Genomic DNA, 15,539 nt, shown 5'->3' with positions numbered 1-15,539 from the left:
TGATGATGACCACCTCGCCGCTGCTGCCATTGACCGCCGCTGACCTGCCACCGCTCGCTCCCGAGCTGGTGCTGATCGGCAGCGCCTTCGCCCTGATGATCCTCGACCTGTTCGTCAGCAACCGGAACAAGATCGTCACCCACCTGTTCTCGCTCGCTGCGCTGGCCGTGGTGCTGTTCATGCTGGCCACCGGCGTGGGCGGGCAGGGGGAGGTCTTCCATGGCATGTTCGTGCGCGATACCGCCGCGGACGTGATGAAGACCGGGATCGTGCTGCTCAGCGGCCTGACCCTGGTCTACGGCTGGCGTTACCTGCGTGACCGCAACCTGTTCCAGGGCGAGATCCCGGTGCTGATCCTGTTCGGCACCGCCGGCATGATGATCCTGGTCTCGGCCGGCAGCCTGCTGATGGTCTACCTGGGCCTGGAACTGCTGGCGCTGTGCTCCTACGCGCTGGTTGCCAGCAACCGTGAGAACGGCCTGGCCTCGGAAGCGGCGATGAAGTACATCGTGCTGGGTTCGCTGGCCTCGGGCCTGCTGCTGTACGGCATGTCGCTGATCTACGGCGCCACCGGCAGCCTGCACCTGGACGTCATCCGTGAGGCCATCCCGCACTCGGAAGAGCGCGTGCTGCTGATCACCGGTGCGGTGTTCATGATCGCCGGCGTCGCCTTCAAGCTGGGTGCCGCGCCGTTCCACATGTGGCTGCCGGACGTGTACCAGGGTGCCCCGGCACCGATCGCACTGTTCATCAGCTCGGCGCCGAAGCTGGCCGCGTTCGGCATGGCCTACCGCCTGCTGGAAATGGGCGTGGGCCCGCTGTCGACCGAACTGCAGCTGCTGATTGCCGGCCTGGCCGCGGTCTCGCTGGTGATCGGCAACCTGATGGCCATCGCGCAGAGCAACCTCAAGCGCATGCTGGCGTTCTCCACCGTCTCGCACATCGGCTTCCTGCTGATGGGCATCGCCGGTGGCGGTTCGCAGGGCTATGCCGCCGCGCTGTTCTACGCACTGGCTTACGCCATCATGTCCACCGCCGCCTTCGGCGCGATCATCGCGCTGTCGCGTGCCGGTTTCGAAGCCGAGAACATCGAAGACTTCAAGGGCCTGAATGCCCGCAACCCGTGGATGGCCGGCCTGGTGCTGTGCATCATGGCGTCGCTGGCCGGCATCCCGCCGTTCCTGGGTTTCTGGACCAAGCTGGCGGTGCTGGGCGCGGCTGTCAACGGCGGCCTGCTGTGGCTGGCCATCCTCGGCGTGCTGTGTGCCGTGGTCGGCTGCTTCTACTACCTGCGCGTCATCAAGGTCATGTACTTCGATGAGCCGGTGGGCGAGGCCATGCCGCGCGACAACGACCGCGTGCTGGGCCTGGTGCTGGGCGTGAACGCGCTGGCGCTGCTGGCGCTGGGCCTGGCCTGGAACCCGATCATGGTCTGGTGCCAGAAGGCATTTGCGCACATTGCATAAAAGTTGACACAAAGCTGCGCGATTCGTGTAATATGCGCAGCCTGAGTTGTCACTGCAGCGGTTCAGCCAGAACATCGTTGCGGTAGCCCTCCTCGAAAGAGCAGGGCAGCAGTTCAAACACTTCCGGTGCGGGGTGGAGCAGTCTGGCAGCTCGTCGGGCTCATAACCCGAAGGTCGCAGGTTCAAATCCTGCCCCCGCTACCAAAACATCGAATCGGCGCCAACCGGTTCGATGAATGAGGAAAAGCTTGCAGGTTTTGAAGTTATGCCTCATAATTCCGCTTCTGATGCGGGGTGGAGCAGTCTGGCAGCTCGTCGGGCTCATAACCCGAAGGTCGCAGGTTCAAATCCTGCCCCCGCTACCAAGTAAAGAGATCGCCTTCGAAGTCCTGCTTCGAGGGCGTTTTTCTTTGGGGTTTGTGTCCTTTCCGCGTGCTTGGGGTCAGATCCCTTTCCCCGCGGAAAAGGGATCTGACCCCGGGTCCGCACCTTGCACCAGCGCGGTGCAGTCGCTATCATCAGCGGCCTAGCAATACCCCTGAAGGCGGCCTCCCAGCGGGAGTCCGGACCCGGAAGGAGGGCCGCAACCGGCAGGCACTGCAGGTTGCAACCGGAATCCAGTCACCGGAGTCTTTCCGGAAAAGGGGCCCAGCGGGCCCTTTGTCGTTTCCGGGGCGTCATGTTTCCATGCCGGCCAAGGCCGGCACCCAACCAAGAGATCAAGGCAGGCTGTGAGCGACAAGGCAACCGACATCGCGAATCTGCTCGCCCCGACCGTTGTGTCGCTGGGCCTGGAGCTGCTGGGCGTTGAGTATCTGCCGGCCCCCGGCGGTGCGACCCTGCGCCTTTACATCGACGTGCCGCTGGCTGAACAGCCCGAGCGCATCATCAATGTCGACGACTGTGAGCGGGTCAGCCGCGAAGTGTCGGCGCAGATGGACGTCGAAGACCCGATCAGCGGTAACTACACGCTGGAAGTGTCTTCGCCGGGCGTCGATCGTCCGCTGTTCAACCTGGAGCAGTTCGGCCGTCACCTCGGCGAAATGGCCAAGGTCACGCTGAAGCTGCCGCAGGACAACCGTCGTCGCCTGCAGGGCCGCATCGAAGCCATCGACGAGACTGCAGGTGCCATCACCTTCGTCGTCGACAAGGCCGAAGTGGTCGTGTCGGCCGACAACATCGACAAGGCACGGATCATGCCCGACTGGGTGGCGCTGGGGCTGGCCCCGAGCAAGCCGACTGGTCCGGCACCGAAGCGTCCGAAGCCGAACACGAATTCTTCTTCCAACGAGCCGGCGGCAAAAAAGCCGCGCGCGGAGTGAGCCAATGAGCAAGGAACTGTTGCTGGTAGTCGACGCGGTCGCCAACGAGAAGGGCGTGCCGCGTGAAGTGATCTTCGATGCCATCGAGGCCGCCCTGGCCTCGGCAGCGAAGAAGCGCTATCCCGACGAGGAAGTGCTGACCCGCGTGGTCATCGACCACAAGGATGGCAGCTACGAAACCTTCCGCCGCTGGGAAGTGGTGGCCGATGACGTGGTCATGGAATCGCCGGATCGCCAGATCCGCCTGATGGATGCTGTCGATGAAGCCGAAGGCGTGGACGTCGGCGACTACATCGAAGAGCAGATCGAAAACCCGGATTTCGGCCGCATTGCCGCCCAGGCCGCCAAGCAGGTCATCGTCCAGCGCGTGCGCGAAGCCGAGCGCCAGCAGGTCGTGGATGCGTGGAAGGATCGCGTCGGCGAGCTGATCACCGGTGTGGTCAAGCGCGCCGAGCGCGGCAACATCTATGTCGACCTCGGTGGCAACGCCGAAGGCTTCATCCCGAAGGACAAGGGCATTCCGCGCGACGTGCTGCGCGCCGGTGACCGCGTGCGCGGCTACCTGGCCGAAGTCCGTTCGGAACCGCGTGGCCCGCAGCTGTTCATCAGCCGCGCCGCCCCGGAATTCATGATCGAGCTGTTCAAGCTGGAAGTGCCGGAAGTCGGCCAGGGCCTGGTGGAAATCAAGGCCTGCGCCCGCGATCCGGGCGACCGCGCCAAGATCGCCGTGCTGGCCCACGACCAGCGCACCGATCCGATCGGTGCCTGCATCGGCATGCGCGGTTCGCGCGTGCAGGCCGTGTCCAACGAGCTCAATGGCGAGCGCGTGGACATCGTGCTGTGGAACGACAACCCGGCCAACTTCGTCATCAACGCGATGGCGCCGGCTGAAGTGCAGTCGATCATCGTCGATGAAGACAAGCACTCGATGGACCTGGCCGTTGCCGAAGACCGCCTGGCCCAGGCGATCGGCAAGGGCGGCCAGAACGTGCGCCTGGCCAGCCGCCTGACCGGCTGGCAGCTCAACGTGATGACCCAGGACCAGGTCACCGCCAAGTCGGAGGCCGAGCAGGCTTCGGCCCGCCAGCTGTTCATGGACAAGCTGGAAGTGGACGAGGAAATCGCCGGCATCCTGGTCAGCGAAGGCTTCGGCACCGTCGAGGAAATCGCATATGTCCCGGTCGGCGAACTGCTGGCCGTGGAAGGTTTCGACGAAGACATCGTCGAAGAGCTGCGCGCTCGTGCCCGCGATGCGCTGCTCAATGAGGCCCTGGCAGTCGAGGAAGGCCTTGAAGACGGCCAGCCGGCGCAGGACCTGCTGTCCCTGAAGGGCATGGACGAAGCCACCGCGTATGCGCTGGCCGGCCACGGCGTGCGCACCAGTGAGGACCTGTCCGATCTGGCCGCCGACGAGGTCATGGACTTCGGCATCGAAGGGCTGGATCAGGCGCGCGCCGCTGCGCTGATCCTGGCCGCGCGTGCCGAGGAGATCGCCCGACTGGAACGCGGCGAATGAGCCGGCAATGAACAGGGCCCTGAGCCGCTCAGGGCGTAGAATCCGCGCCACCTCCATATGCGGGGGGGCGCCCACAAGATCATAGGATCCGAATGTCGCAGCAAACCACCATCCGCAAGCTTGCCGAACTGGTCAACACGCCGGTCGAAAAACTGCTGGAACAGCTGGCCGGTGCCGGCATGAAGTTCAGCGGTCCCGACCAGGTCGTGACCAGCACCGAGAAGGTGAAGCTCCTGGGCTTCCTTCGTCGTTCGCACGGCAAGCCCGAGCAGGCCCCGGAAGAGACCGATCAGTCTGCAAAGAAGATCACGCTCAACCGCCGGAAACAGCAGGAAGTGACGGTCAGTTCCGGTCGCAGCAAGACGACCGTGAATGTCGAGGTGCGCCAGAAGCGTACCTACGTCAAGGATGGTGCTCGCGCCATGACCCCGGACGAAGAGCGCGCCGACATCCTGCGCAAGCTGGAAGAGTCGCGCGCGCGCAACCTCGCCGAACAGCAGGCCCTGGCCGAAAAGGATCGTCTGCGCGACGAAGCCATCGTCCGCGCCCGTGAGGAAGAGGTTGCCGCCAAGGAACGCGCAGAGGCCGAGAAGAAGGCCGCCGAGGAAGCTGCCGCTGCCGCCAAGGTGGCCGAGGCGCAGGCTGCCACCAAGCCCAAGCGCGCTCCGATCGACGAAACCGCGCCGCGCCCGCCGCGCGCCCCGGCCGCAGCCCCGGCTGCGCCGCGTAGTGCACCGCCGCCGCCGCGCAGCGACGACCGCAACAACCGCAGCGCGCCGCGCAACGAGCGTGGCCCGGGCGATCGTTTCGCCGGCCAGATGCACCTGTCGGCGGCTGATCGTGCGCGTCGTGGCAACAGCAACAACAGCAACACCCGCGGTCGCCCCGGTGGCCGCAACCAGAGCGGTGGCCGTCGCGACATGTCGCGTGGTGGCAACAACGCGGGTCCGCACGCTTTCGAACGTCCGACCGCACCGGTGGTGCGTGAAGTGGCGATCGGCGACACCATCACCGTGGCCGACCTGGCGCAGAAGCTCGCGCTGAAGGGCGGCGAGGTGGTGAAGGCGCTGTTCAAGATGGGCGTGATGGCCACCATCACCCAGTCCATCGACCACGACACCGCCGCGCTGGTGACCGAGGAACTCGGCCACAAGGCGATCCGTGCCAACGACAACGACGCCGAAGACGCACTGCTGGCCTCGACCGGTGAAAACCAGGGCGAAGCCACCCAGCGTCCGCCGGTGGTCACCATCATGGGTCACGTCGACCACGGCAAGACCTCGCTGCTGGATTACATCCGCCGCACCAAGGTTGCCACCGGCGAAGCCGGCGGCATCACCCAGCACATCGGTGCCTACCACGTGGATACGCCGAAGGGCGTGATCAGCTTCCTGGATACCCCGGGCCACGCGGCATTCACCTCGATGCGTGCGCGTGGCGCCAAGCTGACCGACATCGTGGTGCTGGTCGTGGCCGCCGATGACGGCGTCATGCCGCAGACCAAGGAAGCGATCCAGCACGCGCGTTCTGCGGGTGTGCCGCTGATCGTGGCGATCAACAAGATCGACAAGTCCGATGCCGACCCGATGCGGGTCAAGAACGAACTGCTGTCCGAGCAGGTCGTGGCCGAAGACTTCGGTGGTGACACCCAGATGGTGGAGATCTCGGCCAAGACCGGCCTGGGCGTCGACGACCTGCTGGATGCCATCTCAATCCAGGCCGAACTGCTGGAACTGAAGGCCGTCGACGAAGGCCGCGCCTCGGGCGTGGTGATCGAATCGTCGCTGGACAAGGGCCGCGGCCCGGTCGCTACCGTGCTGGTGCAGCAGGGCCGCCTGAAGAAGGGCGACTACCTGGTGTGCGGCATCCAGTACGGCCGCGTGCGTGCGCTGTTCGACGAAACCGGCAAGCAGCCGGAATTCGCTGGCCCGTCCATCCCGGTGCAGGTCCTGGGCCTGTCCGGCGTGCCGGAAGCCGGTGACGACTTCGTGGTCGTCGAGGACGAGCGCCTGGCCAAGGACGTTGCCCAGCAGCGTGAGACCAAGCGCCGTGAATCGCGCCTGGTCGCCACCGCCGGCAGCCGCATGGAAGACATCATGGCGACCCTGGGCAAGGGCGAGGGCCAGCAGGTCCTCAACCTGGTCATCAAGGCCGACGTGCAGGGTTCGGTGCAGGCCCTGAGCCAGGCACTGGTCGCGCTGTCCAACGAAGACATCCGCATCAACGTGATCCACTCCGGCGTGGGCGGCATCACCGAGTCGGACGCCAACTCGGCGGCCGCTTCGAAGGCCACCGTCATCGGCTTCAACGTGCGAGCGGATGCTTCGGCCCGTCGCATCATCGAATCCAACGGCGTCGACCTGCGTTACTTCTCGATCATCTATGACGTGATCGATCAGGTGAAGCAGGTGGCTTCCGGTCTGCTGGGCGTGGAGATCCGCGAAGAGATCATCGGTATCGCCGAGGTCCGCGACGTCTTCCGCAGCTCCAAGCTGGGTGCCGTTGCCGGCTCGATGGTCATCGAGGGCGTGGTCAAGCGCAACAAGCCGATCCGCGTCCTGCGCGACAGCGTGGTGATCTTCGAGGGCGAGCTGGAATCGCTGCGTCGCTTCAAGGAGAACGTCGAGGAAGTCCGCAACGGTACCGAGTGCGGTATCGCGGTGAAGGCCTACAACGACGTCAAGCCGGGTGACCAGATCGAGTGCTTCGAGCGTATCGAAGTGCCGCGCACCCTGTAATGTGATGTGGCCCGACCAACGGTCGGGCCCCACCACGCACATGTAGCGCCCGACCGTTGGTCGGGCGACAATCGAATCAAAGGTAGCGCCCGACCGTTGGTCGGGCGGCAACTGAACCAAGAGCTCCTCGTGCCCAAGACTTTCCATCGAACCGACCGTGTCTCCGCCCAGCTGCGCCGTGAACTCGGCACCCTGGTGCACAACGCCGTGCGCGAGCACGGGTTGCCCTCGGTGAGCGTGTCCGACGTGGAAATCACCCGCGACATGGCGCATGCCAAGGTGTTCGTCACCGCGCTGATGCCGGAACGTTCGGCCGAAGCCGTGGCCGGCCTGAAGGAGCTGGGCTATCGCCTGCGCATGGACCTGGCCCGCGCGATGAAGCTGCGCCACGTGCCGGAGCTGCATTTCCACTACGACGACTCGGTCGACCGTGGTGAGCACATCGACAACATCCTGCGCGACCTGCCCGATACGCTGGCCGCGGAGAAGCGTCGCGAGAGCGACGAAGAATAACCGCGCGACGCCGGGCATGCCCGGCGTCGTCGCATTTCGGCTGCGCGATGTCTGATGCAGACCGCGCTGCGGCAGTCGAGCATGGCTCGACTCTACAAAATCCTGTCATGACCCGAATTCAGTTCCGCCGCCTGGATGGCATCCTGCTGCTCGACAAGTCGACCGGCATGAGCTCCAACGCCGCCCTGCAGGTGGCCCGTCGCCTGTTCCGTGCCGAAAAGGGCGGCCATACCGGCAGCCTTGATCCGCTGGCCACCGGCCTGTTGCCGCTGTGCTTCGGCGAGGCAACCAAGATCGCCGGCCTGCTGCTCGGCTCGGCCAAGGCCTACGACGCCGAGATCATGCTGGGCCAGACCACCGATACCGACGATTCCGAAGGCCAGGTGCTGCTGCAGCGCCCGGTGCCTTCGATCAGTGCCGAGGCCCTGCAGGCGGCGCTGGTGCCGCTGACCGGCAGCATCCGCCAGCGCGCCCCGATCTACTCGGCGCTGAAGCAGGGTGGGGAACCGCTGTATGTGAAGGCCCGTCGTGGTGACGTCATCGAAGCGCCTGAGCGCGAGGTGCAGGTGCATGCCATCGAGGTGCTGGAGCAGCAGCCGGAACGGCTGCGCCTGCGGGTGACCTGCGGCTCGGGCACCTACATCCGCAGCCTGGCCCGCGACCTTGGCGAAAGCCTGGGCTGCGGTGCTCACATCACTGCGCTGCGCCGGCTCTGGGTCGAGCCGTTCCGTGAACCGGCGATGGTCACCCTGGATCAGCTGCGGGCGATGGTCGAGGCAGGTGATGAGGCCGGCATGGACGCGCTGCTGCTGCCGCTGGCGGCCGGCCTGGCTGAATACCCAAGGGTCGACCTGGATGCCGACCAGACCCACCGCTTCTGCGTCGGCCAGCGCCAGCGTGACCTGTCCTGGCCGCATGGCCTGGTGGCCGTGTTCGGTCCGGACGATGCTGTCCAGGGGTTGGGCCAGGTCGATGACAGTGGCCTGCTGGCGCCGCAGCGTCGATTCAACCTCTGACCGGCCCGGGCGGTTCAGCCCCGGTCCTTGTCCCGGAAGCCCCCGACCGTTACAATTTCGCGGCCGTTTTCCGGCAGCCTGCCTCGCGCAGGTTTCATCCTCGTAGTCCACGGCGAGCCTGGCGGTGCGCGAAGCGCGTTCCTGCCGGCCACGCATCACAGAGAAAAAAGAAATGTCGATCGACACCCAGAAGGTCATTGAAGACAACAAGCGCAGCTCGGCTGACACCGGCTCCCCGGAAGTCCAGGTTGCACTGCTGACCGCCCGCATCGAACTGCTGACCGGCCACTTCAAGACCCACAAGAAGGACCACCACAGCCGCCGCGGCCTGCTGCAGATGGTCAACCGCCGTCGCAGCCTGCTCGACTACCTGAAGAAGAAGGACGTCGAGCGTTACAAGGCCCTGATCGAGAAGCTTGGCCTGCGTCGCTAAGCAACGAATCCCCCGCGGCGCAGCGATGCGCCGCGGTTTTGTTTTGTAGCACCGCAATCCCCGATTCAGGCCGGAACGATCCGGCCACCCGCTGGCGGCAAGGGTCGCCGACGGTCCAAATTCGCAGACAGCATCCCCAAGGACACCCTCCGTGGCAAAAATCACCAAAACCTTCCAGTACGGCAAGCACACCGTCACGCTCGAGACCGGCGAAGTTGCCCGTCAGGCCAGCGGTGCCGTCATCGTCAAGATGGACGACACCGTACTGCTGGTCACCGCCGTCGCCGCCAAGAGCGCGCGCGAAGGCCAGGACTTCTTCCCGCTGACCGTCGATTATCAGGAGAAGTTCTACGCCGGCGGCCGTATCCCGGGTGGTTTCTTCAAGCGTGAAGGCCGTGCGACCGAGAAGGAAACCCTGATCTCGCGTCTGATCGACCGTCCGATCCGTCCGCTGTTCCCGGAAGACTACAAGAACGAAGTGCAGATCATCGCCACGGTCATGTCGCTGAACCCGGACGTGGACGGCGACATTGCTGCCCTGATCGGTGCCTCGGCTGCCCTGTCCCTGGCTGGCACCCCGTTCATGGGCCCGATCGGCGCTGCCAAGGTCGGTTACAAGAACGGCGAGTACATCCTGAACCCGACCGTCAGCGAACTGGCTGACTCGCAGCTGGAACTGGTCGTCGCCGGTACCTCCAATGCCGTGCTGATGGTTGAGTCCGAAGCCGCGCTGCTGTCCGAAGAAGTGATGCTGGGCGCTGTGACCTTCGGTCACCGCGAAATGCAGAAGGTCATCAACGCGATCAACGAGCTGACCGTCGAAGCCGGCACCAAGCCGTCGACCTGGGAAGCCCCGGCCAAGAACGACGTGCTGATCTCCGCCCTGAAGGAAGCCATCGGCCCGCGCCTGGGCGAAGCCTTCCAGGTGCGTGACAAGCTGCAGCGCCGTGACGCCATCTCGGCGATCAAGAAGGACGTGGTTGAAAGCCTGGCTGGCCGTGTGGCCGCTGAAGGCTGGAACCCGGCCGAGCTGTCGAAGGAATTCGGCGAGCTGGAATACCGCACCATGCGTGACTCGGTGCTGGACACCAAGGTCCGCATCGACGGCCGTGCGCTGGACACCGTCCGCCCGATCGCCGTGAAGACCGGCGTGCTGCCGCGTACCCACGGTTCCTCGCTGTTCACCCGCGGCGAAACCCAGGCCATCGTGACCATCACCCTGGGCACCGCCCGTGACGGCCAGGTCATCGACGCCGTTGCCGGTGAGTACAAGGAAAACTTCCTGTTCCACTACAACTTCCCTCCGTTCTCGGTGGGTGAGTGCGGCCGCATGATGGGCCCGAAGCGCCGCGAAATCGGCCACGGTCGCCTGGCCAAGCGCGGCGTGCTGGCTGTCATGCCGTCGCTGGAAGCCTTCCCGTACACCATCCGCGTTGTCTCGGAAATCACCGAGTCGAACGGTTCCTCGTCGATGGCCTCGGTCTGCGGTTCCTCGCTGGCCCTGATGGACGCCGGCGTGCCGGTCAAGGCACCGGTTGCCGGTATCGCCATGGGTCTGGTCAAGGAAGGCGAGCGCTTCGTCGTCCTGTCGGACATCCTGGGTGACGAAGATCACCTGGGCGACATGGACTTCAAGGTGGCCGGTACCGCTGAGGGCATCTCCGCCCTGCAGATGGACATCAAGATCGAAGGCATCACCGAAGAGATCATGAAGCAGGCTCTGCAGCAGGCCAAGGCTGGCCGTCTGCACATCCTGGGCGAAATGGCCCACGGCCTGACCGCTCCGCGTGAAGAGCTGTCGGACTACGCGCCGCGCCTGCTGACCATCAAGATCCACCCGGACAAGATCCGCGAAGTGATCGGCAAGGGTGGTTCGACCATCCAGGCCATCACCAAGGAAACCGGCACCCAGATCGACATCCAGGATGACGGCACCATCGTCATCGCTTCGGTCAACGCCATCGCTGCCCAGGCTGCCAAGGCCCGCATCGAGCAGATCACCTCGGACGTCGAGCCGGGCCGCATCTACGAAGGCAAGGTCGCCAAGATCATGGACTTCGGTGCGTTCGTCACGATCCTGCCGGGCAAGGACGGTCTGGTCCACGTGTCGCAGATCTCCAGCGACCGCGTCGAGAAGGTCGGCGACGTGCTGAAGGAAGGCGATGTGGTCAAGGTCAAGGTGCTGGAAGTCGACAAGCAGGGCCGTATCCGCCTGTCGATGAAGGCCGTGGAAGAAGGCGACGCCGTCAGCGCCGAGTAATCGGTACTGCTGATTGTGCGGTGGGTGAGGACCGTTGGTCCTCACGCTTTCGCAAATGAAAAAGCGGGCTTCGGCCCGCTTTTTCTTTGCCTCGCTGTTATGAAGAACCGCTCGCCCAGGTCGTTGCATGTCCTGCTGCAGTGCATGAGAGGCGCTACGCGGCCATCGTTCTGTCACGGTTACGCGGATCGCACCTGTCCACTGGACGACATGCCGCGACAACCGTCCCACAGCCCCATCCGTTTGCTAACGTGGCTGCGCCTTCGAACCGGGAGATCCCATGTTCCGCCAGACCGTGGCTGTCCTTGCCGTGCTGATTGCCGGTGCCTTGCCCATTGCCGTGCATGCGGCGCCCGCGCAGCCACCGATCTTCGGTGCCTACTACCCCGGTGGTTCGGCCGAGCGCTACCCGGTGTCGAGCATTCCGGCCGAGCGCCTCACCCACCTGTTCTACGCGTTCTCCACCATAGAGGACGGGCGCTGCACGATCGGTGCCGAAGCGCCGAAGAATTTCGCTGCGCTGGCCGAGCTGAAGAAGGCGCACCCGCATCTGCGCACGCTGATCTCAATTGGCGGATGGGGCGCAGGTGGATTCTCCGATGCAGCGCTGACCGAGGCCAGCCGCAAGCGCCTGGTCGACTCGTGCATGGCGCTGTTCTTCGATCGCCATGGCGGCAGCTTCGATGGCGTGGACATCGACTGGGAATTTCCTGTCAGTGGCGGCCCGAAGGAGCTGGCGCACCGCCCGCAGGATCGCGCCAATCTGACCAGGCTCGCGCAGGCGTTCCGCGTGGCACTCGACGCGCACGGGCGCAAGGAGCGACAGCCGATGCTGCTGACCGCCGCGTTGGCCGCCGGTCGCCTTCAGACCGATGGCCCCTACGATCCGGCCGCCAGCTACGACCTGCCGGCGTTGGCCAAGGTGTTCGATTTCATCAACCTGATGAGCTACGACATGGGCACCGGTTTCTCTGCGGTGTCGACCTTCAATGCGCCGCTGCATGAAGTGCCGGCCGATCCGCTGGCGCCGGAGCTGCGGCGCTGGAACAACGTGGCCGGCGCGGTGCAGTACTACCGCGAGCACGGTGTGCCGGCCGACAAGCTGGTGTTGGGCGTGCCGTTCTACGGGCGCGGCTTCAAGGTCACCGGCGATGCCCCGGATGGCCTGTACCAGTCCTACAGTGCGCCGGCTGATGCCGGCGACTGGCGGGTGATCAAGGCGCGCTATCTCGACCAGCCGGGTTGGACGAAACACTGGCAGTCGCAGGCGCAGAGCCCGTGGCTGTACAACGCCGGGCAGAAGATCTTCATCAGCTATGAAGACCCGCGCTCGATCGGGCTGCGTGCGCAGTTCGCCCGTGAGCAGGGCCTGGCCGGGGTGTTCATGTGGGAGCTGACCGGCGACGACGAACAGGCCAGCCTGCTCAACGCCATGCTGGGCCCCTGGCAGAAGGCGCGCATCGGCGATTGAGCTGCATCAGGCAATGTCCGGCGCAATGCTGCAATGCCATCGGCCCGACCTCGCACAGCACGTCCACGCCCGCAGCGTTACGCTGCGGGCATGATCCACCTCGAACGACTGGACCACCTGGTCCTCACCGTCGCTGACATCGACCGCAGCTGCGACTTCTACCAGCGCGTGCTCGGCATGCAGGTTGTGCGCTTCGGCGCGGGCCGTACCGCGCTGCAGTTCGGCCAGCAGAAGATCAATCTGCATCCGGCCAGTGCCCCGCTGCAGCCGCATGCGTTGCGGCCCACGCCGGGCAGTGCCGACCTGTGCCTGGTCACGCGTACGGCGACAGTCGATGTGCTGGCCCACCTGCAGGCGCAGTCCGTTGCGGTGGAGGAGGGGCCGGTTGCACGCACCGGCGCGCTGGGGCCGATCGAATCGGTGTACTTCCGCGACCCGGATGGCAACCTGATCGAAGTGAGTCGTTACCCCGGCGAGGCATGATCCTGCTTGTGTAGCGTCGAGCTTGCTCGACGGTGCTTGGCGCGAAATCAACGCCAGTCGAGCAAGCTCGACGCTACAGGGGGCGTTGCGCGCAACGGTAGGTAGCGCCGGGCCATGCCCGGCGAAGGCTCAGTTGGCCCAGACGCTGTTGGGATCGCCGTTGCGGGCGCGGCGTTGACTGGCCACTGCCAGGCGGGCGAAGCCGAAGGCCATGGCCAGCGCGATGGCATCGACCCAGAACAGCGGCCAGTGGCCACGCGCCGCAGCACGCCACAGCCAGTCACCATTGAGTGCGCCGTGCAGGATCGGCACCAACGCGGTGCTGATCGCCGCCGCCCACAGCAGTTCGCGTGCCGCCTGCGCCGGGCGTCGCAGTGCGGCCCACAGCGCACAGACAGCCCAGCTGCCGAAGCAGGCCCAGCGGATGCCGTGGTCGACTGCCGACGGTGCCAGCCGCTCCAGCACCAGTGCGGTGACGAAGGCGACCGAGATCGCCACGCACAGGCCGATGCACACGCCGACCGTGGCCCGCGCCATGTTCACGCCGGCACGCGGCTGCTGCGGCTGGCGGCGCTTGCGCCGCGACTCGATCCACAACAGGTTGCCGGAGTAGAACAGGAAGGCCCCGCCGAGGCCGAGCAGGAAGTACAGCCAGACCACCACGCCGTTGCCGAATTCGCCGAAGTGCAACGCGTAGGCGGCGCTGAGCGTGGCGTGGTTGGCGTCGCGCTGGCCCGGCAGCTGCGAGGCCAGAACGTTACCTGTGGTGACGTCCAGTGCCACCGCGCCAAGCGGGCCGAGCGTGCCGGTGGATTCGCCGGTGATCTCGATGGTGGCATTGGCATCGCCGGCATTGGCCAGCTTCAGGTAGGCCGGCTCGAAGTTGGCCACGCCCTGTGCACGGGCGACTTCAAGTGCGCGCGCATGCAGCACGCGCAGGCTGCCTGGCGGTGCCGGAATGCCACTGGCGTCGCGTACAGGCGCGGTGTCCATCGCCGTCGGCACCGCCTGCAGCGCCTTGCCGTCGTAGATCAACGGGTTGAGCAGGGCCATCTGCACGAACACCAGGCAGAGCAGGGCGCCGGTCACCGCAAACATCAGGTGGAAGGGCAGGCTGAGCACGCCGATCACATTGTGCGCGTCCTGCCATAGCTGCTTCAGGTTGCGGCCCGGACGCAGCGCGAACAGATCGCCGAACAGCTTCGGCAGGTGGATCACCAGGCCGCTCAGCAGCGCCATGCCATACAGCAGGCTGACGATGCCCATCACGTAGATGCCGGCCACTGGAAGGCCGAGGCTGTAATGCAGCTCGTTGACCAGTTCGGCCAGTCCGGTCTGTGGCGGTGTGGGGCTGCCGGCGATCTGGCCGGGCCAGGCATAGCGCCAGCTGCCATCACCGGCCTGCCAGTACGCAAGTGGCTGCGGATGTTCGGCGCCGGGGAAGGTCATGCCGATGTGGCGGCGGGCTTCCGGGTGTGTCGCCAGTACGTCTTCCAGCAGGTACTGCGCGTCGTCCAGGCCCGCCGGCAGTGCGGTGGCTGCGCCCGGGGTCTGCCACAGCGGCAGGTCGTGATGGAACAGGGTCAGCGCACCCGCGTAGAAGGCCACGAACAGGCCGAAGCCGGCGACCAGGCCGACCCAGGTGTGCAGGGTGGTAAACGTGCGCAGCGTCTGCGAACTGAACTTCATGGGAGAGGTCTCATTGCACCGCGCCGGTCAGGCGCAGCAGCCCGAGCACGGCGAAGCCGGCGGCGGCGCTGCCGGCCAGCACCAGCCAGGCGCGCAGCGCGCTGCGGAAACTGAACGCCCACAGGGCGGCCAGCATCCACAGCGGGATGAAGGCGATCAGGGTCGGCACCAGCGCCCGCTGCCACGGGCCGGGCGGCAGCCACGCCAGCAGGCCGGTGGCGGCTGCGGCGAGGAGGAAACCGGCGATGATGCCGGCAAGGGCACGCGGCCACATCAGGGCGACTCCGTGCCGGGGCGGTGCCACGCGGCCAGCGCCGGTAGCAGCATTGCGGCCAGCATCCAGGTGCACAGCATCGCCACCAGGCCGGCGGCAAAACCGAGCTCGGCCATCCACAGCCACAGCGCGGCGGCAGCAGCGACCAGGCCGATCTGGCGGCCAAGGCGGCCGGCGCGGCGCAGGCGCGGCCAGCGGCAGTGCGGCGAGGCGGCATAGAAGGCCAGCGCCGAGAACATCGCTGCCAGTATGCCCAGGCTGCAGAAGCCGAGCGTGGAAAGGCCGACGGTGATCATCGCGGGCGGCCAGCGTGGCAGCGGGCCGGCGAACGCGGGGCACGGGCGGGGCCGGCGGGAGC

General features: G+C 65.9%; 13 protein-coding genes and 2 tRNA genes. 12 read left to right on the top strand and 3 right to left on the bottom strand.

Annotation, left to right across the window (positions count from 1 at the left end; all coding sequences use genetic code 11):
* Positions 1–5: 5 nt before the first annotated feature.
* The 12 genes from nuoN (at position 6) to AC13GF_RS09980 (ending at position 13,218) form a co-directional block, all read left to right on the top strand.
* Positions 6–1,466 carry an NADH-quinone oxidoreductase subunit NuoN gene (gene nuoN, locus AC13GF_RS10035; protein WP_483004513.1) on the top strand — a complete coding sequence of 487 codons (1,461 nt, stop codon included), beginning with the start codon at positions 6–8 and terminating at the stop codon, positions 1,464–1,466.
* A 127-nt stretch (positions 1,467–1,593) separates the two neighbouring features.
* Positions 1,594–1,670 (top strand) — tRNA-Met (locus AC13GF_RS10030).
* Between the two features lie 84 nt (positions 1,671–1,754).
* A tRNA-Met gene (locus tag AC13GF_RS10025) sits at positions 1,755–1,831 on the top strand.
* Positions 1,832–2,197: 366 nt separating this feature from the next.
* Entirely contained in the window at positions 2,198–2,788 is a 591-nt protein-coding gene (gene rimP / locus AC13GF_RS10020; RefSeq protein WP_126929372.1) for a ribosome maturation factor RimP, read from the top strand.
* A gap of 4 nt (positions 2,789–2,792) precedes the next feature.
* Entirely contained in the window at positions 2,793–4,304 is a 1,512-nt protein-coding gene (gene nusA, locus AC13GF_RS10015; protein WP_005410449.1) for a transcription termination factor NusA, read from the top strand.
* 92 nt (positions 4,305–4,396) lie between these two features.
* Positions 4,397–7,042, top strand: coding sequence for a translation initiation factor IF-2 (gene infB, locus AC13GF_RS10010; RefSeq protein WP_483004512.1), 2,646 nt, complete (start codon positions 4,397–4,399; stop codon positions 7,040–7,042).
* A gap of 129 nt (positions 7,043–7,171) precedes the next feature.
* The gene (gene rbfA / locus AC13GF_RS10005; RefSeq protein ID WP_005410447.1) at positions 7,172–7,555 is read left to right on the top strand and encodes a 30S ribosome-binding factor RbfA; all 384 of its coding nucleotides are present in this window, start codon (positions 7,172–7,174) and stop codon (positions 7,553–7,555) included.
* Between the two features lie 107 nt (positions 7,556–7,662).
* Positions 7,663–8,571: a tRNA pseudouridine(55) synthase TruB gene (truB, locus tag AC13GF_RS10000; protein ID WP_483004511.1), complete on the top strand. Its 909-nt coding sequence runs from the start codon at positions 7,663–7,665 to the stop codon at positions 8,569–8,571.
* Between the two features lie 172 nt (positions 8,572–8,743).
* On the top strand, positions 8,744–9,004 hold the full coding sequence (gene rpsO / locus AC13GF_RS09995) for a 30S ribosomal protein S15 (protein WP_005410445.1): 261 nt from the start codon (positions 8,744–8,746) through the stop codon (positions 9,002–9,004).
* Positions 9,005–9,155: 151 nt separating this feature from the next.
* Complete coding sequence (gene pnp, locus AC13GF_RS09990; RefSeq protein ID WP_126929369.1) at positions 9,156–11,264, top strand: polyribonucleotide nucleotidyltransferase; 2,109 nt, start codon at positions 9,156–9,158, stop codon at positions 11,262–11,264.
* Between the two features lie 280 nt (positions 11,265–11,544).
* Positions 11,545–12,735: a glycoside hydrolase family 18 protein gene (locus AC13GF_RS09985; RefSeq protein WP_483004510.1), complete on the top strand. Its 1,191-nt coding sequence runs from the start codon at positions 11,545–11,547 to the stop codon at positions 12,733–12,735.
* A gap of 90 nt (positions 12,736–12,825) precedes the next feature.
* Positions 12,826–13,218 carry a VOC family protein gene (locus AC13GF_RS09980; RefSeq protein ID WP_126929364.1) on the top strand — a complete coding sequence of 131 codons (393 nt, stop codon included), beginning with the start codon at positions 12,826–12,828 and terminating at the stop codon, positions 13,216–13,218.
* 129 nt (positions 13,219–13,347) lie between these two features.
* Here AC13GF_RS09980 and AC13GF_RS09975 read toward each other — a convergent pair whose 3' ends face one another.
* The 3 genes from AC13GF_RS09975 to AC13GF_RS09965 are packed head-to-tail and all read right to left on the bottom strand — an operon-like array spanning position 13,348 to position 15,477.
* Positions 13,348–14,907: a PepSY-associated TM helix domain-containing protein gene (locus AC13GF_RS09975; RefSeq protein ID WP_483004509.1), complete on the bottom strand. Its 1,560-nt coding sequence runs from the start codon at positions 14,905–14,907 to the stop codon at positions 13,348–13,350.
* A 10-nt stretch (positions 14,908–14,917) separates the two neighbouring features.
* Positions 14,918–15,181, bottom strand: a complete 264-nt coding sequence (locus tag AC13GF_RS09970; protein WP_099551923.1) for a hypothetical protein — start codon at positions 15,179–15,181, stop codon at positions 14,918–14,920.
* Positions 15,181–15,477 (bottom strand): hypothetical protein, encoded by a 297-nt coding sequence (locus tag AC13GF_RS09965; RefSeq protein ID WP_317218280.1) that lies wholly within the window; start codon positions 15,475–15,477, stop codon positions 15,181–15,183. The genes AC13GF_RS09970 and AC13GF_RS09965 overlap by 1 nt, the downstream gene beginning before the upstream one ends.
* Between the last annotated feature and the right edge of the window lie 62 nt (positions 15,478–15,539).

It is taken from the genome of Stenotrophomonas sp. 22LJNL06-5-1, from assembly GCF_056861455.1.
Note: the sequence above shows the minus strand (reverse complement) of the source record. Positions and strands in the feature narration are given on the sequence as shown.